Genomic DNA, 21897 nt, shown 5'->3' with positions numbered 1-21897 from the left:
GGCGCGGACCTTGACGGGTTTCCGGGCACCGATCCACACTCTCGGGCGAGAACAGTCATATTCGGTCGGTCGAAGGCGGGTCTCGTGCTGCCGGCACAGCGTCACCAGCGGATCATCGAAGCCCTCGGGCGGAAGGGCACCGTGCGCACCGAGGATCTGGCCGCGCTGCTCGGCGTCTCCCACGAGACCGTCCGGCGCGACCTGGCGATCCTGGAGCGCCGCGCGCTGCTCGTCCGCGTCCACGGCGGGGCGACCGCGGCGCCGTCCGGCACCGGCGAGGAGCTGTCCTACCTGGAGCGCTCGACGAGCCAGTCCGAGGCGAAGGCCCTGATCGGCGAGCTCGCGGCGCGGCTCCTGCGGCCGGGCCAGACCGTGATCATCGACGTGGGCACCACGGCCGTCCACGTCGCCAGGGCCCTCCCCCCGTCCTTCCGGGGAGTGGTCGCCACCTGCTCGCTGCTGGTGGCGGCAGAGCTGGCGGGCCGTCCCGGCGTGGAGGTGCTGGTGGCGGGCGGGCGCGTCCGGCAGGGCGACCTCGCCGTCTCCAACGCCCACACGCTCGGGTTCTTCCAGGACCTGCGCGCCGACGTGGCGTTCCTCGGCTCGGGCGGCGTGGACGCCGAGGCCGGGCTCACCGACTACTTCCTGGACGAGGTCGCGACCAAGCGGGTGATCCTCGCCGGCACCGCCCGGACGTACGTGCTCGCCGACAGCTCGAAGCACGGCAGGGTCGCCGCCTACCGGGTGTGCGCCCTGGACGGCCCGTCCGGTCTCATCACCGACGCGGAGCCCCCTCCCGAGCTCGCGTCCGCCCTGGTCAGGGCGGGCACCCAGGTGATCAACCCATAGGGTGGCCGTCGCGACTCCCCCAGCTCCAGCGAGGAGACCATCCATGTCCCGCCCCTCCACGCCGTCCGTGCTGGCGATCGACCAGGGCACCTCGGGCACCAAGGCGGTCGTGGTGGACGGCGACGGCGCGGTCCTCGCGCTGGCCGAGGCACCCGTCCACCCCGCGTACCTGCCGGGCGGGCGGGTGGAGCAGGACCCCCGCGAGCTGCTCGCCTCGGTGCTGGCCGCCGGGCGGGAGGCCGTCGAGGCGGCGGGCGTGCCGGTCGGCGCGGTCACGCTGGCCAACCAGGGCGAGACCGTGCTGGCCTGGGACCCGGCGACCGGCGAGCCGCTGACCACGGCCCTGGTGTGGCAGGACCGGCGGGCCGAGGACGTCTGCACCGGTCTCGCCGGGCACGCCGAGAGGGTCGCCGAGCTGACCGGCCTCGTCCTCGACCCGTACTTCTCGGCGCCGAAGATGGCCTGGATCCGCCGCAACCTCACCCGCGAGGGGGTGGTGACGACCAGCGACACCTGGCTCGTCCACCGTCTGACCGGGGAGTTCGTCACCGACGCGGCGACCGCGAGCAGGTCGGCGCTGCTCGACCTCGACGCGGTCGAGTGGAGCGGGGAGCTGCTCGGCCTGTTCGGCCTGGACGGCGAGCGGCTGCCCGCGATCGTCGCCTGCGACGAGGTGGCCGGGACGACCCGGGCCTTCGGCGGGGAGATCCCGGTCGGCGGCCTGGTCGTCGACCAGCAGGCCGCGCTGCTGGCCGAGGGCTGCCTGACCGCGGGCGAGGCCAAGTGCACGTACGGCACCGGGGCGTTCCTGCTCGCCAACACCGGCGAGCGGGCCGTGCGCTCGGCCTCCGGCCTGACCACGTCGGTGGCCTGGCGGGCCAGGGGGGCCACGCCGTACTGCGTGGACGGGCAGGTCTACACGGCGGCCTCGGCGGTGCGGTGGCTGAACGGCCTCGGCCTCGTCGGCGCCGCCTCCGACCTGGACACGCTGGCCGCGCCGGACGCCGAGGGCGCCCTGTTCGTCCCCGGGCTGGCCGGGCTGGCCGCCCCCTGGTGGCGGCCGGACGCGACCGGCGCGTTCCTCGGCATGACGCTGTCCACCCGGCCCGGGCACCTGATCCGCGCCGTGCTGGAGGGCATCGCGGCTCAGGTGGCCGACCTGGCCGCGGTCGTCGCGGCCGATCTCGGCCGCCCGCTGACCCGCCTGCGGGTGGACGGCGGGCTCACCGGGTCGGCCGCGCTCATGCAGGCCCAGGCGGACCTGCTGCAGGCGCCGGTCGACGTCTACCCGTCGCCGCACGCGACCGCCCTCGGCGCCGCCGCGCTGGCCCGCCTCGCCATGACCCCCTCGCTCACCGTGGCGGACGCCGTGCCCGCGTGGGCCCCGGCGACGACGTACGAGCCGCGCTGGCCGGCGGACCGGGCGGAGGAGTTCATGGCGCGCTGGCGGCGGGGCGTCCGCGCCGCGATCGAGACGGGGAGGGGCGCGTGAGCCGAGGAGTCAGCAGGTCCGGGCCGCTGCCGGAGAGGACGGTCGACGTGGCGGTCGTCGGCGGCGGCGTCGTGGGCGCCGCCGTGGCCCGCGAGCTGGCAGGACGGCAAGTGACAGGGTGTGAACGCGACGGCCGGTCCTTGACGGTGGCGCTGGTCGAGGCGCGCTCGGACGTCGGCGACGGCACCAGCAAGGCCAACACGGCGATCCTGCACACCGGCTTCGACGCGACGCCGGGCACGCTCGAGTCGCGGCTGGTGCGGCGGGGACACGAGCTGCTCGGCGGGTACGCCGAGCGCGCCGGCATCCCGGTCGAGCCGACGGGCGCGGTGCTGGTCGCGTGGACCGCCGAGGAGCTCGCCGTGCTGGCCGGACTGGCGGACAAGGCGGTGAAGAACGGCTACCGGGAGTGCGAGGTCGTGGGCGCGGACGAGGTCTACCGGCTGGTCCCGGCCCTCGGCCCGGGCGCGCTCGGCGGGCTGACCGTGCCCGGCGAGTCGATCATCTGCCCGTGGACCACCACGCTCGCGTACGCCACGGAGGCGCTGGCCCGGGGCGCCGACGTGCTGCTGAACACGCGGGTCGAGGGCGTCGAGCACGACGGCGGCGAGGAGACCGTGCTCGTGACGAACCGGGGCCCGCTGCGGGCCCGCTGGGTCGTCAACGCCGCGGGGCTGGGGTCCGGCGCGGTCGACCGCATGTTCGGCCACGAGCGGTTCACGGTCACCCCGCGCCGGGGCGAGCTGCTGGTCTTCGACAAGATGGCCAGGCCGCTGGCGAACCGCATCGTGCTTCCCGTGCCCGGCTCACGTGGCAAGGGCGTGCTGATCAGCCCGACCATCTACGGCAACGTGATGCTCGGCCCGACGGCGGAGGACCTGCGCGACCACGCCGACACCTCCACCTCTGAGGAGGGGTTCGCGTTCCTCGTCGACAAGGGCCTCGCGCTCATGCCGGCGCTGCTGAAGGAGGAGGTCACGGCCTCCTACGCCGGGCTGCGGGCGGCCACCGAGCACGGCGACTACCAGGTCCACCTGGACGCCGCGCAGCGGTACCTCGTGCTCGGCGGCATCCGGTCGACCGGGCTGACCTCGTCCATGGCGCTCGCCGAGCACGCCGCCGGGCTGCTGGCCGAGGCGGGCCTCGTCACCTCCGTACGCGACGATCTGCCCGATCCGCCCCGGATGCCCAATATCGGAGAGGCGTTCCCCCGGCCGTACATGTGCGACGACCTCATCCGCCGGGACCCGGCGTACGGGACCGTCGTCTGCTTCTGTGAGCGGGTCACCGCCGGTGAGATCAGGGACGCCCTGGACTCCCCACTCCCCCCGGCCGACCTCGACGGCCTGCGCCGCCGCACCCGGGCCACGATGGGCCGCTGCCAGGGCTTCTACTGCGGAGCCGAGATCTCCGAGCGCCTCGCCCGCGTGGAGGGATCGTGATGCGCCTCACCACCGACGTCGCCGTCGTGGGCGGCGGCCCTTCCGGGCTGACCGCCGCCGCCGGTCTCGCGGCCGCCGGCCTGCGGGTCCTCGTGCTCGACCGGGAACGCGAGGCCGGCGGCATTCCCCGGCACAGCGACCACACGGGGTACGGCCTGCGGGACCTGCGCACGCTGATGACCGGCCCGGCGTACGCCCGCCTGCTGGCCAACCGCGCGCTGGAGGCGGGAGCGCTGGTGCGGACCTCGGCCATGGTCACCGGGTGGGCCGGGCAGCGCGTCCTGGACGTCACCACACCGGAGGGCCGCCTGCGGGTGGACGCCCGCGCCGTCGTCCTGGCCACCGGCGCCAGGGAGCGTCCCCGTACGGCCCGGATGGTGCCGGGTGACCGCCCGCCCGGTGTGCTGACGACCGGGCAGCTGCAGAACGTCGTCCACCTGCATCGCGGCAGGGTCGGCACGCGGGCCGTCGTCGTCGGGGCCGAGCCGGTGAGCTGGTCGGCCGTGCTCACGCTGCGCGAGGCGGGCTGCCGTACGGTGCTGATGACCAGCGAGCACGCCCGCGCCGAGTCGTACGCGGCGTTCAGCGTGCCGGGCCGGGCCGGGCTGCGCGTACCGGTCGCCACCGCCACCAGGGTCGTGCGGATCAACGGCCGCGACGCCGTCGAGTCCGTGGAGGTCGAGGACCTGCGCACGGGCGAGCGCCGTACGGTGCCCTGCGACACGGTGGTGTTCACGGGCGGCTGGGTTCCGGACAACGAGCTGGCCCGGGCGGCCGGGCTGGCGATGGACCCGGGCAGCAGAAGCCCGTTGGTGGACAACACCCTGACCACCAGCCGCCTCGGAGTCTTCGCCGTCGGCAACCTGGTCCACCCGGTGGACACCGCCGACGTGGCGGCCCTCGACGGCCGTCACGTGGTGCGGCACGTCCAGACGTACCTCGCCGCGCCCTCCCCCGCCGCCTCCCGCACCGTGGACCAGTCCGCCGCGAGGGATCTCCCTGACGCGGCACCTCCCTCCGGCAGCGGAACGGGTCCCGGGACGAGCACGGGCGGTGCTCACGGCGATGACGAGCCTGGAGACGCCGGAGGCGGCGAGACAGGCGGCACTTTCGCGGGTGCGATCCCGCTGCGGGCCGAGGCGCCGTTCCGATGGGTCTTCCCCGGCCTGATCCGGCCGGGTGCGGGCGCGCCGCCGCGCCGCCGGATCCTGCTGTGGCCGGCCGAGCACCGCCCGATCGCCCGGGTCGTCGTGACTCAGGACGGCCGCGAGATCGCCCGCCGCACGTTGCCGTGGCCGGTCTCCCCCGGCCGGGTCTTCCGTGTGCCCTCGTCGATGCTGTCCGGAGCCGACCCACGCGGCGGCGCGATCACCATCTCGCTGGCGTGACCGCGGGCCCCGCTGCCGGTGATTCCGGCACCGGTGCCGCCGCCGTCAGCCGGCGCGGTCGAGGACGTTCGCGCGGGCCACGGCGTACCGTTCGCGGATCGCCGGCACGGCGTCCGCCTCGTGCATCTCAACCTGCCCGACCGTCCACGACGGCGGCCGCTGCCCGCCCGACAACACCCAGGCCGCCTGGCGGGCGGCGCCGTCGGCGACGTACTCCCCCAGTGGTGGGACGAGCACGGGGCGGCCGAAGACAGTAGGCGCGATCCGGCGCACCGCCTCCGAGCGGGCGCCACCGCCGACGAGGATGACCCGGTTGACCGTCGTGCCCTGCGCGATCATTGCGTCCAGCCCGTCGGCGAGCGCGCACAGCATGCCCTCGACCGCCGCGCGAGCCAGGTGCGCGGGGGTCGAGGTCCGCAGGGCCAGGCCGTGCACGGCTCCGGTGGCGTGCGGGCGGTTCGGTGTGCGCTCGCCCTCCAGGTAGGGCACCAGGGTCCGCCCGTCGGCGCCCGGCGGGGCGGACAGCGCCAGCGCCGACAGCTCTGCGTGGTCCACCCGCAGCATGGTCGCGGCCGCGTCGAGCACCCGGGCGGCATTGAGCGTGCACACCAGCGGCAGGAACCGGCCGGTCGTGTCGGCGAACCCGGCCACGATCCCGCTCGGGTCTGCGGTCGGCACGTTGGAAACGGTGGACACTACGCCGGAGGTGCCGATCGACACGATCACGTCGCCCGGCTCGGCACCGACACCCAGCGCAGGTCGATGCCTTGTAGGCGGCCGTCATGCCCATCACTGCCGTCCTCAGACCTCCGCCACTCGGCTGCTCGCGGCCTCGTCGTCGCGCACCGGCTCTGCGGCCGGTCGGCGGTTCGCCGGCTTGCCCGCCGGCAGAGCGATGGCGGGGACGACCGCGGCGACGGCGATGCCGGCCGCCCACCAGAACGCGCCCTGGAATGCGCCGGTGGCGCCGTGGCCGAGGAGCGACTGCAGGACGACGGCCACGATCGCGGTGCCGAACGAGGCGCCCACCTGCTGGACGATGCGGGTGTTCATGGTGGCGTGCGGGATGCCTGCCGGTTGGATGTCCCGGTAGGCGAGGGACATCGGAGGGATCAGCACCGCCCCGATCCCCAGACCGCGAACCAACAGCACGGCTCCCAGCCACGGCAGGCTCGTGTCCGGCCCGGCGAGCGCGAACGGGACGGTGGCGACGGCGGCGAGCAGGAAGCCGGCGATCGTCACGGCTCGCGCCCCGAACCGGTCGACCACCTTGCCGATCAGGAAGCGCGAGGCGAGCGCGCCCACGCCCTGCGGGATCATCAGCAGCCCGGCGCCCAGCACGCTGTCGCCCCGCAGCTGCTGGTAGTACAGCGGCAGCAGGAACATGCCGGCGTACATCGCCGCGCCGGCGGTGAACAGGACCGCGGACGCACTGCCAAGCGAGCGCACGCGCAGCAGCCGCACGTCGACGATCGGCTCGCGCTCGCCAGGCCGGGACGCCCAGGCGATGAACGCGCCCAGCAGGACGACCCCGGCCGACAGCGGCACCAGCACCCCGGCGTGGCCGATCCCGCCATGCTCCGACAGCTTTGAGAGGCCGAGCAGGATCCCCGTCAGCGCCGGCGCGAGCAGCACCAGGCCGATCCAGTCCAGGCGCCCGCGCCCGGCTGAGGAGCCGGGACGGTCGGCAGGCAGGAACCGCCACGCCAGCAGCAGCCCGGCGGCGATCACCGGCACGTTGACGAGGAACAGCCAGCGCCAGCTCAGCCAGTTGAGTATCACGCCGCCGATCACCGGGCCGAGGATCGGACCAAGCGCGATCGGCAGGCTGACGGCCGCCATCAGCCGGCTGCTGACACGCCCGCCCGCGGCTCTCACCGCGAGCGTCTGCATCAACGGGAAGATCAGCCCGGCACCGAAGCCCTGCAGCGCCCGGAACCCGATCAGGCCGGCGTCGTCCCACGCCACCGCGCACAGCACCGAGGCGAGCACGAACAGCACCAGCGCGGCCATCCAGGCCCGCTTGCCGCCCCAGCGGCGCTCCGCCCACCCGGTGACCGGGATCGCGACGGCCATCGCCAGCAGGAAACCGGTGGTGACCCACTGGATCGTGTCGGCGGTCGAGTGCAGCTTCACCGCCAGCGTGTGGATCGCCAGCGTGACCATCGTCGAGTCGAGGATCGCCGCGATCCCGCCCACGATCAGCGCGATCAGCGCGTTCTTCACCTGCGGCGACAGCCTCGCCTCGGTGGTCTCTGTCATCGCCCCGCCCTCACATTAAGAGTGGAATCCATCTCTTAGGAGAGTAGGGCGGCTTTGCTAGGGAATGCAAACCTTCCTTATGATGGGAGTCGTGACCACAGCCGGCGCCGAGCCCTCTCGCCAACGCCGACGCGGGCCCGAACTCGAGGCCGCGTTGCTGGACGCAGCCTGGGACGAGCTGGTCGAGGTCGGCTTCGCGAAGCTGACCATGGAGTCCGTCGCGTCCCGTGCCGGCACCGGCATCGCCGTGCTCTACCGCCGCTGGGCCAACAAGGACCAGCTCGTGCTCGCCGCGCTGGAGCACTATCGGAACAGCCATCCGGTCGACCTCCCCGACACCGGCACGCTGCGCGGCGACCTCCTCGCCGCGCTGACCGCCATGGGCGAGGCCCGCGCCGCCTTCTCCGCCATCGCCGCGGCCACCGCCTTCTCGGGGCTACTGGCCGGCACCGGGCTCACCCCCGCCCAGGCACGCGACAGGATCATCGGCGACCAGCGGCTTCCACGCGTTCGGGCCATCTACCAGCGTGCCCATGACCGTGGCGAAATCGACCTGGAACGAATCCCTCCCGCGGTGCTCGCCATGCCGTTCGACCTGGTGCGCCACGACCTGCTCATGGACCTCAAACCCCTGAAGCCGCCCCGCATCCGATCGATCGTCGACGAGCTATTCCTCCCCCTCGTTCGCAGCCACCACAACGGGCCGGATCAGGCGGGAGCCGTCTGACCTGACTCATGCCCCGGCGCGGGGAGGGGTTCGGGCAGCCTCCAGCCCCTGGAGGGCGTGGAGGACACGCCTGCGGGAACGGCTCGGACGGCCCCTGGAACATCCGCGCAAGGGCGGCACAGACCGCTGGGCCTTCACCTACCTCGGCCGGTTCGCGCCTTTCCGGCAGCGTTAGCGAGCCCGCCCCCACCGTGACGCGGGACAATGATCCCATGGAGATCTGGATCAATCCGGCCTGCTCGAAGTGCCGGTCGGCTCTGTCGCTTCTGGATGCCGAGGGCGCCGGGTACACGATTCGGCACTACCTGGAGGACCCGCCGAGCGCGGAGGAGCTCGCCGAGATGCTGCGCCGCCTCGGACTGGAGCCCTGGGACGTCGCCCGCCTCGGCGAGCCCGTCGCGGCGGAGCTGGGCATCGAGTCGTGGCCGCGCGACGAGGCGGCCCGCGGGCGGTGGATCGAGGCCATGACCGCTCACCCGATCCTGATCCAGCGGCCGATCATCACCGCCGACGACGGGACCGCCGTGGTGGCCCGCTCCCCCGAGGCCGTGCGCTCCGTCCTGCGGTGACGGGGTCGTCCACAGGGGGCGAATCGGGAAGGAGCGTCCGCACTAGGCTTGCCGTCGTGAGCAAGACCAAGAGCAAGGGCGGCCAGGGCACTCCGGCGACCGTCGCCCTCACGCAGGCCAAGGCGGAGTTCACCCTTCACCCCTACGACCACGACCCGAACGCCCAGGCGTACGGCGAGGAGGCGGCCGACGCGCTCGGCCTGCCCTACGAGCGGATCTTCAAGACGCTGGTGGCGGAGACCGAGGCGGGCCTGGCGGTCGCGGTCGTACCGGTGGCGGGCAAGCTCGACCTCAAGGCGTTCGCCGCGGCGCTGAAGGGCAAGCGGGCGGCGATGGCCGACGCGGCGAAGGTGGAGCGTGTCACCGGCTACGTGGTGGGGGGCATCAGCCCGCTGGGACAGCGCAAGCGGCTGCCGACCGTGGTGGACCAGTCGGCGCTCGGCTTCGAGACGATCTACTTCTCCGCCGGGCGGCGTGGCCTGCAGATCGAGACGGCGCCGGACAACCTCATCCGGCTCGCCCAGGCGGTGACCGCCCCCATCGCCAAGGCCTGAACCTGTCGAGTGTTGCCGTCGCCCGTACGGCTCACAGGCCGTGAAACTGGCCGGAGACCGTAGGGAACGGGGGAGATATGAACGAGCTGGCCGACCTCACCGCAACCGAGATGGCCGCGCTGCTTCGGGCCCGCGAGGTGAGCGCGGTCGAACTGACCGAGGCATGCCTGCGGCGCATCGACGAGACGAACCCGCGGGTCAACGCCGTCGTGACGCTGACCGCCGAGCGGGCGCTCGACCAGGCCGCGCGCGCCGACGATGACCTGCGGCGCGGGCACGTGCGCGGCCCGCTGCACGGCATCCCGGTCGCGCACAAGGACCTCGCCGACACCGCGGGCGTGCGGACCACGTACGGCTCGCCGGCCTTCGCGAACCACGTGCCCACCGAGGACGACCCGCTGGTGCGGCGCATCCGCGAGGCGGGCGGTATCGCGCTCGGCAAGACGAACACCCCGGAGTTCGGCACCGGCTCGCACACGGTCAACGAGGTGTTCGGGGCGACGCGCAACCCCTACGACCTGTCGAAGAGCGCGGGCGGCAGCAGCGGCGGCGCCGCGGCGGCGCTGGCGTGCCGGATGGTGCCGCTCGCAGACGGCTCCGACATGGGCGGGTCGCTGCGCAATCCCGCGTCGTTCTGCAATGTGGCGGGCCTTCGGCCCACCCCGGGGCGGGTGCCGGCGAAGTCGGCGACGGCGGCCTGGTTCACGCTCAGCGTGCCGGGCCCGATGGCCCGCACTGCCGCCGACCTGGCGCTGTTCATGTCGGCCATCGCCGGGTTCGACCCGGTCTCACCGTTCTCGATCCGCGAGGACGGTGAGACGTTCGCGGCGCCGCTGGACCTGCACCTCGCCAACATGGACCTCGCCGGCGTCCGCGTCGCCTTCAGCCCCGATCTGGGCGGCCTCCCGGTCGATCCGCGGACGGCCGCGGCGACGGCGCGGGCGGCCGAGACGCTGGCCGCGCTGGGCGCCAAGGTCGAGCAGGTGGACCTGGACCTGTCCGACGCCGAGGAGGCGTTCCGCGTCTACCGGTCGTGGTACTACGCGCTCAGTTTCGGCGACCTCCCCGAGGTGGGCCCCAACGTGGCCTGGAACGTGGAGCAGGGGCGGAAGGTCACCGGCGCCGACCTCGCCCGGGCCGAGCGGCTGCGCACCGGGCTGTTCCACCGCGTGCGGAAGTTCTTCGGGCGGTACGACTTCCTCGTGGCGCCCGTCAGCCAGGTGCCGCCGTTCCCGGTCGAGCAGCCGTACGTCACGGAGGTGGCCGGGGTGGAGATGCCCGACTACCTGGCGTGGATGCGCTCGTGCTACTGGGTCAGCGTGCTGCACGCGCCCGCGATGTCGGTGCCGTGCGGGTTCACGCCCGAGGGCCTTCCGGTCGGCCTGCAGATCGTGGGCAGGCCGTGGGCCGACATGGAGGTCCTGCGTCTCGGGCACGCCTTCGAGCAGGCGACCGGCCTCTGGCGGACCGTGCCGGGCCTCGACGGGGCCTAGCGACGGGGCCTAGCGACAGGGTCTAACGGGCGCGCTGGTTGTAGGTCACGGCGAACTCGACGACCCAGAAGACCGCGGTGGCGACGAGCGGCCAGGCGAACAGCACTCCGTGCGCGGTCAGGTCGAGTGAGGTCGTGGTGGTGTAGCCGCCCGGTCCCGCCGCCTGGACCACGCCCTTGGCCGTGCCGCCGACCAGCATCGCGACATACCCGGCGAGCAGCCCGCCGGCCGCGAGCCCCACGAGGACCCCGACCGGCCTGTCGCGCGACAGCACATACCCCGCGACCGCGCAGACCAGGCCGAACGCGCCGGTGACGGCGGCGAACCAGCCGTCGGCCTCGATGAGGGACTGCGTCTCCGGGTCGGCCAGGTGCGGCGTGCCGTCGACCAGCACGTACCGCGTGGCGGGGGCCAGCGCCGACCACACGTATCCGGCGACCGCGCCGAGGACGGCGAGCACGAGGACGGTCACGACGGTCGTCGCCAGATTGCCCCTCAGATGCCGCACCGTCCCGATAGTACCCACATGGTAATCGGGTCCGATCCCGTTACTCTTGCTGAAGCCGGGTGCAGGGGACGCGCGGCATCGGTGTGGGCCAAGGAGGCCGAGTGAGCGAAGAGGTATGGCAGATCGACCCGTCCGGCCCGTTGCGGGGAGACGTGGAGGTCCGGGGATCGAAGAACGCGGTTTCCAAGCACATGGTGGCGGCGATGCTCGGGACAGGTCCGAGCATTCTGCACAACGCCCCCGAGGTCGGCGAGGTGGGGCTGACCGCCGCCATGCTCGAAGCCCTCGGCATCCATGTGGAGATCACCCCTGGTGAGATCGCCATCGAACGGGGCAGTGAGATCCGGCCGCGCGTGCCGGAGGAGTACACCGGTCTCAACCGCATCCCGATCCTGATGCTCGGCCCGCTGCTGCACCTGGCGGGCGAGGCGTTCGTCCCCCTCGTCGGCGGCGACCCCATCGGCAGGCGGCCGGTCAACTTCCACGTCGAGGCGCTGCGGTCGATGGGCGCGGAGATCGAGGTCGGCGACAACGGCATCACCGCCAAGGCGAGCCGGCTGCGCGGCAACCGCATCACGCTCCCCTATCCCAGCGTGGGCGCCACCGAGACGATCCTCATGACGGCGGTGCTCGCGGAGGGCAAGACCGTCATCAAGGGCGCGGCGATGGAGCCCGAGGTGGTGGAGCTGGCACTGTTCCTCCAGCGCATGGGCGCGATGATCGAGCTGAGCCCGGACCGGCGCATCGTCATCGAGGGCGTCGAGAAGCTGCACGGCGCCTCCACCTGGCTGGCCGGCGACCGCATCGAGGCGTTCTCGTACCTCGTGGCGGGCCTGGTGACGGGCGGCGAGGTGCGCGTGCACGGCTGCCACCAGGACCGGCTCGTCACCGCCATCACCACGCTGGCGCGGATGGGCGCGCGGTTCGAGATCACCGACGAGTGGCTGTGCGCCTCGGCCCCGGACGGCCTGCGCGCGGCGGCGGTGCAGACCGACACCCACCCCGGTTTCATGACGGACTGGCAGACGCCGCTGATGGTGCTGTTCACCCGCGCCGAGGGCATGTCGGTGCTGCACGAGACGGTGTTCGAGAACCGGCTCGTGTACGTGCCCGCGCTGCAGAAGATGGGGTGCGAGATCGAGGTGTTCGCCCAGTGCCTGGGCGGCCCGGCGTGCCGCTATCACGACACCAACGCCAAGCACTCGGCGGTCGTTCGCGGAGTCTCCAACCTGCGCGGGGCCGACGTCACGCTCCCCGACATCCGCGCCGGGTTCTCCGCGGTGCTGGCCGCCGCCGTGGCCGAGGGCACCTCGACCCTGCGGGGCGTCAACCACATCGAACGCGGCTACCACAGACCGTTCGAACAGTTCACCTCCCTCGGATTGAAGATCAACAGGATCACGTAAAGCTTTACGGCTCCCGGGTTTGGACAAACGCCAGAGGTCGCACTGATATCCCGTGACCTCTCGTCTTCTCGGCGTCGCTTTCGGGCGCGCCGTCCTCGCGCTGGGCCTGTGCGGCACAGCCGGGGGCACCCTGGTCGCCGGGCTGGTGATGCCCTTCGTGGGCGGAGCCGGCCTGGCGGCCAGGAGCGCCGCGTCCACCCTCACCTACCTGCCCTCGCCGCTGCGTGAGGAGCCGCTGCCCGAGGTGACACGGCTGCTCGACCGCAACGGACGTCAGATCGCGCAGTTCTACTACCAGAACCGGCAGTCGGTGCCGCTGAGCGCGGTCGCCCCGGTCATGCGCCAGGCCATCGTGGCCATCGAGGACGCCCGGTTCTACGAGCACGGCGGTCTCGACCTCAAGGGCACGCTGCGTGCATTCGTCACCAACACCCGGGCCGGCGGGATCCGGCAGGGCGGCTCGTCCATCAGCCAGCAGCTCGTCAAGAACATCATGCTGAACCAGGCCGAGTCGGAGGACGAGCGGGCGCAGGCCCTCGTGCGCTCGTTCCGCCGCAAACTCGACGAGCTGCGGTACGCACTGGCGCTGGAGCGCAAATACACCAAGGACCAGATCCTCGAGCGTTACCTCAACATCGCCTACTTCGGCGCGGGGGCGTTCGGCGTGCAGGCCGCGGCCAAGCGGTTCTTCGGCGTCGACGCCGCCGACCTGACGCTCACGCAGGCCGCGACGCTCGCCGGCGCCGTGCGCACGCCGTACGACACCGATCCCTCTTTGGGCGACGAGCACAGGGACCGGCTGCGGGCCCGGCGCGACCTGGTTCTCGGCCGGATGGCCGAGCTGAGGATGATCGACGGGAACGTGGCGCGCGCCGCCGCGGCCGAGCCGCTGGGGCTGCGCCTGCGGCCCGAGCCCGGCGGCTGCGCCGGCAGCGCCTACCCCTTCTTCTGCGTGTACGTGGAACGCGAGGTGCTCGGCAACCCCGCGTTCGGATACACCAGGGCCGACCGGGAGCGGCGCCTGCAGCGGGGCGGGCTGACCATCTGGACGACCATCGACCCGGTCGCGCAGCGGGCCGCGGCACGTGCCATCGCCGTGCGGGTCAGGCCGCGCGACAACCAGGTGGCGTCGGAAACCATGATCGAGCCGGGCACCGGGCACATCCGCGCGATGGCGGTGAGCAAGCGGTACGGACGCAACCCGCACGACCGCGACCTCGGGCCCGCCACCACCTACAATCTGGCGGCCGACACCGCGCACGGCGGCGGGCTCGGCCTGCAGGCGGGCTCCACGTTCAAGGTGTTCACGCTGGCCACCGCGCTCAAGCAGGGGATGCGGTTCGGCGACGGCTTCACGATCCCCGGCGCGTACGTCCCGTCGTACGGCTACCGCGACTGCTCGGGCAGGACCGTCAACGACCCGAAAACGGTCATCCACAACGCGGGCGGCGAGGGCGGCGGCGGGCCGTACAGCCTGGAGATGGGCACCTGGCAGTCGGTGAACATCTTCTACATGCGGCTGGAGCGCGAGGTCGGCCTGTGCGACGTGGTGCGGACGGCCAGGTCACTGGGCATCAGGCGGGCGGACGGCGCGCCGCTGCACGAGGTGCCGACGTTCACGCTGGGGGCCAACGAGATGGACCCCACCACCGTGGCGGCGGCGTACGCGGCGCTGGCCGCCCGCGGCCGTTACTGCCGGCCGCTGGCCATCACCGCCGTGGTGGAGCGCGACGGCACCCGCACCGACATCCCGCCGGCGTGCGTGAGCGCGCTCGAGCCCGAGGTCGCCGACGCGGTGAGCCACGTGCTCACGGGGGTCTTCTCCAAGGGCACGATGCGCGGCCAGTCCATCGGGCGGCCCGCCGCGGGCAAGACGGGCACCAACAACGGCTACACCTCGGCCTGGTTCGCCGGGTACACGCCGGGCCTCGCGGCCGCCGTCAGCGTGGGCGACATCCGCGGCTCCTACCGCTATCCGCTCACCGGCGTCACCATCGGCGGCCGCTACTACGGCGCGGTGCAGGGCGCCTCGCTGCCCGGCCCGATCTGGGTGGACTCGATGCGCGCCGCCCTGCGGGACACCCCCGTGTACGGCTTCGTCCCACCGGACATGGCCCGGTTCGGCGGTGGGTTCACACCGGGCCTGAAGGAGGCGTTGGAGAAGCAGCGCAAGAAGGAGAAGGAGAAGAAGAAGCGGGAGCGGGAGCGGGAGGCCGAGCAGCCGGTCAACCGGCCAGACAGGCCGGGCCGAGCAGCTGCTTGAGGTCGCCCATCAGGGCGGGCGAGGGACTCACGCGGAGCCGGTCGTCCAGCCGCATGACCGTCGTACGCGGCCCGTTGTGCACCTGGAGGTGGACCTCCGTGGTCCCCGGGTGGGTGGTGAGCACCTCCTTGAGCCGGCCCACGACAGGCGGCGTGCAGCGGTTGATCGGCATGCTCACCACCAGCGGTCCGCCCGACTCGGCCGTGAGGTCCGGCGCGGTCACCTCCATCGCGATGATCTTCGCGACGTCCTCCCGCTTGTCGATCCTGCCCTTGACGAAGACGATCGCGTCCTCGGCGAGCACGGTCGCGCAGAGCTGGTAGGCCGACGGGAAGATCATGACCTCGATCGAGCCCTCCAGGTCCTCCAGCATCGTGAGGACCCAGGTGTCACCCTTCTTGGTCACCTTGCGCTGCAGGCCCGACAGGATGCCGCCGACCGTGACGACCTGCCCGTCGGAACGGCTGTCGTCCTGCAGGGCCGCGATCGAGCAGTCGGCGCCCGCCGACAGGATGTGCTCCACGCCGAACAACGGGTGGTCGGAGACGTACAGGCCGAGCATCTCCCGCTCGAACTGCAGCAGCGTCGTCTTGTCCCACTCCCCCGGCGGGATCTGCACGTCGAAGGTCTGGTCCTCGGCGCCGTCGATCGCGCCGAACAGCGAGTCCTGGCCGATGGCCTCGTTCTTCTTGATGTCGATGATCGCGTCCACCGCCTGCTCGTGCACCATGAGCAGGCCCTTGCGCACGTGCCCGTACGAGTCGAACGCGCCCGACTTGATCAGCGACTCGATGACCCGCTTGTTGCAGACGATCGCGGGGACCTTGCGCAGGAAGTCCTTGAAATCGGTGAACCTGCCCTTCTCCTTGCGCGCCGCGATGACGCCGTCCACGACGTTCGCGCCGACGTTGCGGATGGCCGACAGGCCGAACCGGATGTCGGTGCCGCGCGGGGTGAAGTCGAAGTCCGAGTCGTTGACGTCCGGCGGGAGCACCTTGATGCCCATGCGGCGGCACTCGTTGAGGTAGAGGGCCGACTTGTCCTTGTCGTCCTTGACGCTGGTCAGCAGGGCCGCCATGTACTCGGCCGGGTAGTTGGCCTTGAGATAGGCGGTCCAGTACGACACCAGGCCGTACCCGGCGGTGTGCGCCTTGTTGAACGCGTAGTCGGAGAACGGGAGAAGGATGTCCCACAGGGCCTTGATGGCCGCTGCGGAGAACCCGTTCTCCTTCATGCCCTTCTCGAAGAACTCGAACTGCTTGTCCAGCTCGGACTTCTTCTTCTTGCCCATCGCGCGGCGGAGCAGGTCGGCGCCGCCGAGCGTGTAGTTGGCCACCTTCTGCGCGATGGCCATGACCTGCTCCTGATACACGATCAGGCCGTAGGTCGTGCTGAGGATGTCCTTGAGCGGCTCCTCCAGCTCGGGGTGGATCGGGGTGATCTCCTGCTGGCCGTTCTTGCGCAGGGCGTAGTTGGTGTGCGAGTTGGCGCCCATCGGGCCGGGGCGGTAGAGCGCGAGGGCCGCGGAGATGTCCTCGAAGTTGTCGGGCTTCATCAGCCGCAGCAGCGTGCGCATGCCGCCGCCGTCCAGCTGGAAGATGCCGAGCGTGTCGCCCTTGGCCAGCAGCTCGTACGTCCTGGTGTCGTCCAGCGGCAGGTCGAGCAGCTCGATCCGGTTCCCGGTGTTGCCCTCGATCATCTTCAGGCAGTCGTCGATGATCGTGAGGTTGCGCAGGCCCAGGAAGTCCATCTTCAGCAGGCCGAGCGTCTCGCAGGTCGGGTAGTCGAACTGCGTGATGATCGCGCCGTCGGAGTCGCGGCGCATGATCGGGATGTGGTCGGTCAGCGGCTCGGCCGACATGATGACGCCCGCGGCGTGCACACCGGTCTGCCGGATCAGGCCCTCCAGGCCGCGCCCGAGGTCGATCGTCGACTTCACGTCGACGTCCTCCTCGTACAGCTTGCGCAGCTCGCCCGCCTCGTTGTAGCGCGGGTGGTCGCCGTCGAAGATGCCCGACAGCGGGATGTCCTTGCCCATCACGGCCGGGGGGAACGCCTTGGAGATGCGGTCGCCCAGCGCGTACGGGTACCCGAGGACGCGACCGGCGTCCTTCACGGCCGCTTTCGCCTTGATGGTGCCGAACGTGGCGATCATGGCGACCTTGTCGGCGCCCCACTTCTCGGTCACGTAGCGGATCACGTCGGCGCGCCGGCGCTCGTCGAAGTCGATGTCGATGTCGGGCATCGAGACGCGCTCGGGGTTGAGGAACCGCTCGAAGATCAGGCCGTGCGGGATCGGGTCGAGGTCGGTGATGCCCAGCGCGTACGCGACCAGCGAGCCGGCGGCGGAACCACGGCCGGGACCGACCCGGATGCCGTTGTTCTTCGCCCACATGATGAAGTCGGCGACCACGAGGAAGTAGCTCGGGAAGCCCATCTGGAGGATGACGCCGATCTCGTTCTCGACCCAGGTGCGGTGCTCCTCGTCCACGCCGCCAGGGAAGCGGCGCTTCATGCCCTCCCAGACCTGCTGCCGGAAGTACTCCTCCTCCGACATCCCCTCGGGGATCGGGTAGGTCGGCATCAGGTTGTGGTACGGGAAGAAGCCCTCGGGGTCGACCTTCTCGGCCACCAGCAGCGTGTTGCGGCAGCCCTCCTGCCAGATGTCGGAGGAGTCGACCGCCCGCATCTCGTCGGCGGACTTGACGTAGTAGCCGCTGCCGTCGAACCGGAACCGGTCGGGGTCACTGAGCTGCTTGCCCGTCTGGATGCACAGGAGGGCGTCGTGGCCGGCCGCGTCGGACTCGTACGTGTAGTGGGAGTCGTTGGTGACGACCGGCGGAATGTCCAGCTCCCGGCTGATCCGGATGAGGCCGTCGCGGACCCGCCGCTCGATGTCGAGACCGTGGTCCATGATCTCCAGGAAGTAGTTGTCCTTCCCGAAGATCTCCTGGTACTTCGCCGCGGCCTTGAGCGCCTGGTCGTACTGGCCGAGCCGCAGGCGGGTCTGCACCTCGCCGGAGGGGCAGCCGGTTGTGGCCATCAGGCCCTCGGCGTGCTCGGCGAGGATGTCGGCGTCCATCCGGGCCCACTTGCGGACGAAGCCCTCGGTGTAGGCGCGCGAGCTGAGCTTCATCAGGTTCTGCAGCCCGGCCTTGTTCCGGGCCCAGATCGTCATGTGGGTGTAGTAGCCACCCGCCGAGACGTCGTCGCTCTTCTGGTGCGGCTCGCCCCACAGCACCGGCTTCTTGTGCATGCGCGACTCGGGCGCGACGTACGCCTCGATGCCGAGGATGGGCTTCACCCCGGCGGCGGTCGCCTGCTTGTAGAAGTCGTAGGCGCCGTGCATGTTGCCGTGGTCGGTGATCGCGATCGCGGGCATCTCCAGCTCGCCCACGAGTTTGAACATCTGCTTCAGCCGCGCCGCTCCGTCGAGCATCGAGTACTCGGTGTGGACGTGCAGATGCACAAACGAATCACCCATGAGACCCCCATCGTCACCGGACCGCGGACCAGAGCCTACGCCGTGATCGCGAACCAGTGGGACTCAGGTGAAGCAGAGTTTATCTCCGCTCCTCGCCGTCCCGCGTCTCCTCCGACAGACGCAGTCCGGCCTCGATCACGGCGTTCATGATCGGGGCGAGCAGCCCGGCGCCGAGGCTGGGGGCGCGGCGGGCCATGGCCGTGACGAGGCGGCGCTCGCGCTCCATGTCCCGGCCCCGGAAACCGCCGACGGGCTTGAGGCGCTGGATCCGCCCGGCCAGCCCGGCCCGGCGTTCGAGGAGCATGGCGAGGGCCGCGTCCACGCGGTCGATCGCGCCCCGGGCCGCGTCGAGGGTCTCGGGTACCTCCGGCCGCAGGATCGCCGCCACGACGGTGGCCGCCTCGTGCGCCGCCGCGAGAGCCCGCACGGGCGCGCCCGGGCCGACCAGCAGGCCGTCCGCCCCCGCCGCCACCGCCGCGTCCGCCAGCGCGCCGTCGCCGCCCAGCCCGGCGAGCACGGGGCGGCCGGTGCGCTCCCGCGCCGCGCGCATGAGCCCGAGGTCGGGCGCGGCGTCCTCCGGCTCGGCGCGCCCGCCGCTCTCGCAGAGCACGATCGCCTCGTTGTCCTCGGCCGCGCAGTCGTCCACCGCGGTCAGCCACTCCTCCAGCGTCGCCGTCCGCCCGCCCACGACGCCCCGCTGCAGGACGACGGGCAGCCCGAGCCGGGCCGCGGCGCGGACGAGGCCGGGATCGCACGCCCAGGCCGCCCCGACCACCACTCCGTCGGCGTGCCGGGCCACGGTGGGCAGGTCGGCGACCGAGGCGGGCTCCACCAGCAGCGGGCCCGCCCAGCTCGCCCTGGCCTCGGCGACCGTCCCGTCGCCGGGCGGGCCACCGTCGCCGCGCAGGCGCAGCCAGCGGGCGTCCTGGCCGCCGACGACCACCACGGGTAGCCCGTCGCCGATCACGAGATCACCGATCCGTACGGCGTCGCGGTCGAGTTGGGCTGCCTTCGTCATGTGGGCTCCTCCGTGGCCGCGTGCGAAAACCGGACGTGCGAAACGAAAAAGGCAGAGACGCTGGCGTCCCTGCCTCAAGCCGGCTCCGGATGGTCGCTAGCTCACCTTCACGCGACCGGCCCTCCCGGAGCCGGCCTCCTAAACGAGCTGTACGTACCCATAACTAGGACCTTAGCAGCGACGGGCCACGACTCGAACCGATCTGTCTCGGATTCCGGGATCGTCGGCGATGGACGCGGTTGATCCCTTTGCCATCCATGGGACGATTCATGAGTCCAGGAAGGGGTTCGAGTGTCGCGTGCGGAAGGCCGGCTCGTCGGAGGCCGGTACCAGTTGGTGGAGCCGATCGGCCGGGGTGGCATGGGCGTCGTCTGGCGCGCCCACGACGAGTTGCTGGACCGCGCGGTCGCGGTGAAGGAGGTCCGCTACGACAGCGCCATGGGCGACGAGCTCAGCGACCTCAACCGCCGGACCATGCGCGAGGCCCGGGCCGCCGGGCGCCTCACCCACCCGAACGTGGTGGTCGTCCACGACGTCATCGAGGAGGACGACCGGCCCTGGATCATCATGCAGCTGGTGCCGTCCCGCTCGCTCGGGCAGGTGATCAGGGAGGACGGCCCGCTGTCCCCCGAGCGCACCGTCGAGATCGGGCTGCAGATCCTGGACGCGCTGCGCGCCGCGCATCGGCAGGGCGTGCTGCACCGCGACGTCAAGCCCGAGAACGTGCTGCTCACCGACGACGGCCGGGTGGTCCTGACCGACTTCGGCATCGCCCGGCTCGAAGCCGACTCCACCATGACCCGCACCGGCCTCGTCGGCACCCCCGCCTTCATCGCCCCGGAACGGCTTCGCGGCGAGGCCGCGCAGCGCGAGTCGGACCTGTGGTCGCTGGGCGCCACGCTCTACACGGCGGTCGAGGGCAAGCCCCCGCACGACCGCGGCATGGCGATGGCCACCATGCACGCCGTGCTGAACGAGGACCCGGCGCCGCCGCGGCGCGCGGGCGCGCTCGGTGCCGTGCTGCTGCGGATGCTCGCCAAGGAGCCCGCCGACCGGGCCGGTTACGAGGAGCTGACCCGCCTGCTCAAGCGGGCGTCGCGGGACCTCGCCCCGCCGCCGTCCCGGCCCGCGGCCGCCGAAGGCAAGGCGCCCCGGGGCGCGGCGCCGTACCCGCCCGTGTCCTCCTCACCGCCGGAGTCCTCGCCGCGGCGCGGCGAGCGTCCCGCGCCGCCCGCGGAGCCCGGCGACGCGGCCGCGGGTCCCGGTGAGATCACCTCGCCCATCCCCGTCGTCCAGGACGAGCCCGGGACCCCTCAGGAGGGCGACGTCCCGGCGCCCATGCCGGAGACCGGCGTGCAGGCCGCCCCGCCCGCCCGTACGACGCCCTCGGACGAAGGCGATCCGGCGGCCGGCGACAAGGACGGCAAGGACCGTAAGGACCACAAGGACGGCGAGGACGGGACCACCAAGGTCGCCCCCGCCGTCGCCTCCGGCACGGTCGGCCGTGCGGTCGGCGGCGCGGTCGCCGAGGAGAACCGCGAGGCGCCGGAGGCCTCCGCCGAGGCGGCCGGGATCGCCGACGCCGGCGACCGGCTCGCCGGGCTGCGGCAGGAGCCGCCCGCGGCGCCGCCGGCACAGGGCGGGGCGGCACAGGGCGGGGCGGCGTGGCACGCCGCGTCCACCACCCCGGTCGAGCCCAGGTCGCGGGGCGGCCTGCTGAAGGTCGCGCTGGTCCTCGTTCCGGCGCTGCTGGTCATCGCGGGTATCGCGGGCTATCTCGGGCTGAAGGCGGGCGGGGACGACCCGGGAGGCAAGCCCGCCGCCGGATCGGACCCGTCGACCGGGAAGACCACCGAGAAGCCCTCCGCCTCGGCGCCCTCCTCGGCCGCGCCGTCCTCCGCCGAGCCGTCGGCGTCCCCCTCGGACGAGCCGGCGACGTCGGCGTCCCCCGAGCCCTCCCCGGACAGCGACGGCCCCGGCCCCGGGGACGTCCCCGACGGCTGGCACAAGTACAAGCACTCGAGCGGGTTCTCCATCGCCCTGCCGAAGGGGTGGCACGCCGACGGCAGGGGCAACGGTGAGGTTCGCTTCCGCGGGGACTCGCACACCTACCTGGAGGTGCACCACACCTCCAGCCCCGAGTCGGACGCGCTGAAGGTCTGGCAGCGCGACGTGCCGGGCATGAGCCGGAACTTCCCCGGCTACAAGCTCATCGCCATCAAAGAGGTCAAGGGCTACTGGAAGACCGCGGCCGACTGGGAGTTCACCTTCGGCGACAGCCGCTACCGGTCCCGTGTGATCGACCGCGGCTTCGTCACCGACAAGAACAACGGCTACGCGCTGCTCTACAAGACCCAGGACAAGGACTGGAAAAAGAAGAAGAAGCTCTTCGAGACCATGGCCGCCACCTTCAAGCCGGCGAAATAGCGGGGACCGGGCGCG

The 21897-nt window shown here is 72.2% G+C and carries 15 protein-coding genes and 1 pseudogene; 11 read left to right on the top strand and 5 right to left on the bottom strand.

All coding sequences use genetic code 11. From position 1 onward, the window contains the following. Positions 1-84: 84 nt before the first annotated feature. Genes HHX41_RS03315 through HHX41_RS03300 form a run of 4 tightly spaced genes read left to right on the top strand, consistent with a single transcriptional unit; the run spans position 85 to position 5171 of the window. Entirely contained in the window at positions 85-849 is a 765-nt protein-coding gene (locus HHX41_RS03315) for a DeoR/GlpR family DNA-binding transcription regulator (RefSeq protein ID WP_182904721.1), read from the top strand. Between the two features lie 43 nt (positions 850-892). Then, positions 893-2341, top strand: a complete 1449-nt coding sequence (locus tag HHX41_RS03310; RefSeq protein WP_182904720.1) for an FGGY family carbohydrate kinase — start codon at positions 893-895, stop codon at positions 2339-2341. Then, positions 2338-3783: an NAD(P)/FAD-dependent oxidoreductase gene (locus HHX41_RS03305; RefSeq protein ID WP_310741747.1), complete on the top strand. Its 1446-nt coding sequence runs from the start codon at positions 2338-2340 to the stop codon at positions 3781-3783. Before HHX41_RS03310 ends, HHX41_RS03305 begins: the two co-directional genes overlap by 4 nt. Continuing rightward, positions 3783-5171: an NAD(P)/FAD-dependent oxidoreductase gene (locus HHX41_RS03300; protein ID WP_259400626.1), complete on the top strand. Its 1389-nt coding sequence runs from the start codon at positions 3783-3785 to the stop codon at positions 5169-5171. The genes HHX41_RS03305 and HHX41_RS03300 overlap by 1 nt, the downstream gene beginning before the upstream one ends. Positions 5172-5216: 45 nt before the next feature. On the opposite strand, the pseudogene HHX41_RS03295 reads toward HHX41_RS03300, so the two are convergent. Both HHX41_RS03295 and HHX41_RS03290 read right to left on the bottom strand, forming a co-directional pair. Next, positions 5217-5927: pseudogene (locus tag HHX41_RS03295) on the bottom strand (FGGY-family carbohydrate kinase); the annotation flags it as partial. Positions 5928-5972: 45 nt separating this feature from the next. Further along, positions 5973-7433 (bottom strand): MDR family MFS transporter, encoded by a 1461-nt coding sequence (locus tag HHX41_RS03290; protein ID WP_182904719.1) that lies wholly within the window; start codon positions 7431-7433, stop codon positions 5973-5975. 91 nt (positions 7434-7524) lie between these two features. Here HHX41_RS03290 and HHX41_RS03285 point away from each other — a divergent pair, with 91 nt between their 5' ends. The 4 genes from HHX41_RS03285 (at position 7525) to HHX41_RS03270 (ending at position 10776) form a co-directional block, all read left to right on the top strand. After that, on the top strand, positions 7525-8160 hold the full coding sequence (locus tag HHX41_RS03285) for a TetR/AcrR family transcriptional regulator (protein WP_310741746.1): 636 nt from the start codon (positions 7525-7527) through the stop codon (positions 8158-8160). Positions 8161-8372: 212 nt separating this feature from the next. Next, complete coding sequence (locus HHX41_RS03280) at positions 8373-8729, top strand: arsenate reductase family protein (RefSeq protein ID WP_182904718.1); 357 nt, start codon at positions 8373-8375, stop codon at positions 8727-8729. Between the two features lie 56 nt (positions 8730-8785). Further along, on the top strand, positions 8786-9283 hold the full coding sequence (gene ybaK, locus HHX41_RS03275) for a Cys-tRNA(Pro) deacylase (RefSeq protein WP_182904717.1): 498 nt from the start codon (positions 8786-8788) through the stop codon (positions 9281-9283). A 77-nt stretch (positions 9284-9360) separates the two neighbouring features. After that, a complete protein-coding gene (locus HHX41_RS03270; RefSeq protein ID WP_182904716.1) occupies positions 9361-10776 on the top strand; it encodes an amidase in 1416 nt (471 codons plus the stop codon). Between the two features lie 22 nt (positions 10777-10798). Here the strand turns inward: HHX41_RS03270 and HHX41_RS03265 are convergent, their stop codons facing one another. Further along, the gene (locus tag HHX41_RS03265) at positions 10799-11284 is read right to left on the bottom strand and encodes a hypothetical protein (protein WP_182904715.1); all 486 of its coding nucleotides are present in this window, start codon (positions 11282-11284) and stop codon (positions 10799-10801) included. Positions 11285-11385: 101 nt separating this feature from the next. Between HHX41_RS03265 and murA the strand changes: the two genes are divergently transcribed. Both murA and HHX41_RS03255 read left to right on the top strand, forming a co-directional pair. Then, positions 11386-12690, top strand: a complete 1305-nt coding sequence (murA, locus tag HHX41_RS03260) for a UDP-N-acetylglucosamine 1-carboxyvinyltransferase (protein WP_169978421.1) — start codon at positions 11386-11388, stop codon at positions 12688-12690. Between the two features lie 52 nt (positions 12691-12742). Continuing rightward, on the top strand, positions 12743-14953 hold the full coding sequence (locus HHX41_RS03255; protein ID WP_310741745.1) for a transglycosylase domain-containing protein: 2211 nt from the start codon (positions 12743-12745) through the stop codon (positions 14951-14953). Here the strand turns inward: HHX41_RS03255 and dnaE are convergent. Both dnaE and HHX41_RS41575 read right to left on the bottom strand, forming a co-directional pair. Beyond that, entirely contained in the window at positions 14916-18437 is a 3522-nt protein-coding gene (gene dnaE / locus HHX41_RS03250; RefSeq protein ID WP_182904714.1) for a DNA polymerase III subunit alpha, read from the bottom strand. The genes HHX41_RS03255 and dnaE overlap by 38 nt on opposite strands. Positions 18438-18516: 79 nt before the next feature. Beyond that, positions 18517-19455, bottom strand: a complete 939-nt coding sequence (locus tag HHX41_RS41575; protein WP_182904713.1) for a chorismate mutase — start codon at positions 19453-19455, stop codon at positions 18517-18519. A gap of 291 nt (positions 19456-19746) precedes the next feature. Here HHX41_RS41575 and HHX41_RS03240 point away from each other — a divergent pair, with 291 nt between their 5' ends. Beyond that, the gene (locus HHX41_RS03240) at positions 19747-21882 is read left to right on the top strand and encodes a serine/threonine-protein kinase (protein ID WP_182904712.1); all 2136 of its coding nucleotides are present in this window, start codon (positions 19747-19749) and stop codon (positions 21880-21882) included. Positions 21883-21897: the final 15 nt, after the last annotated feature.

It is taken from the genome of Microbispora sp. H13382 (genome assembly GCF_014161445.1).
In the GTDB taxonomy this organism is placed as follows: Bacteria; Actinomycetota; Actinomycetes; order Streptosporangiales; family Streptosporangiaceae; genus Microbispora.
This window is presented reverse-complemented; position numbering and strand designations above follow the sequence as displayed.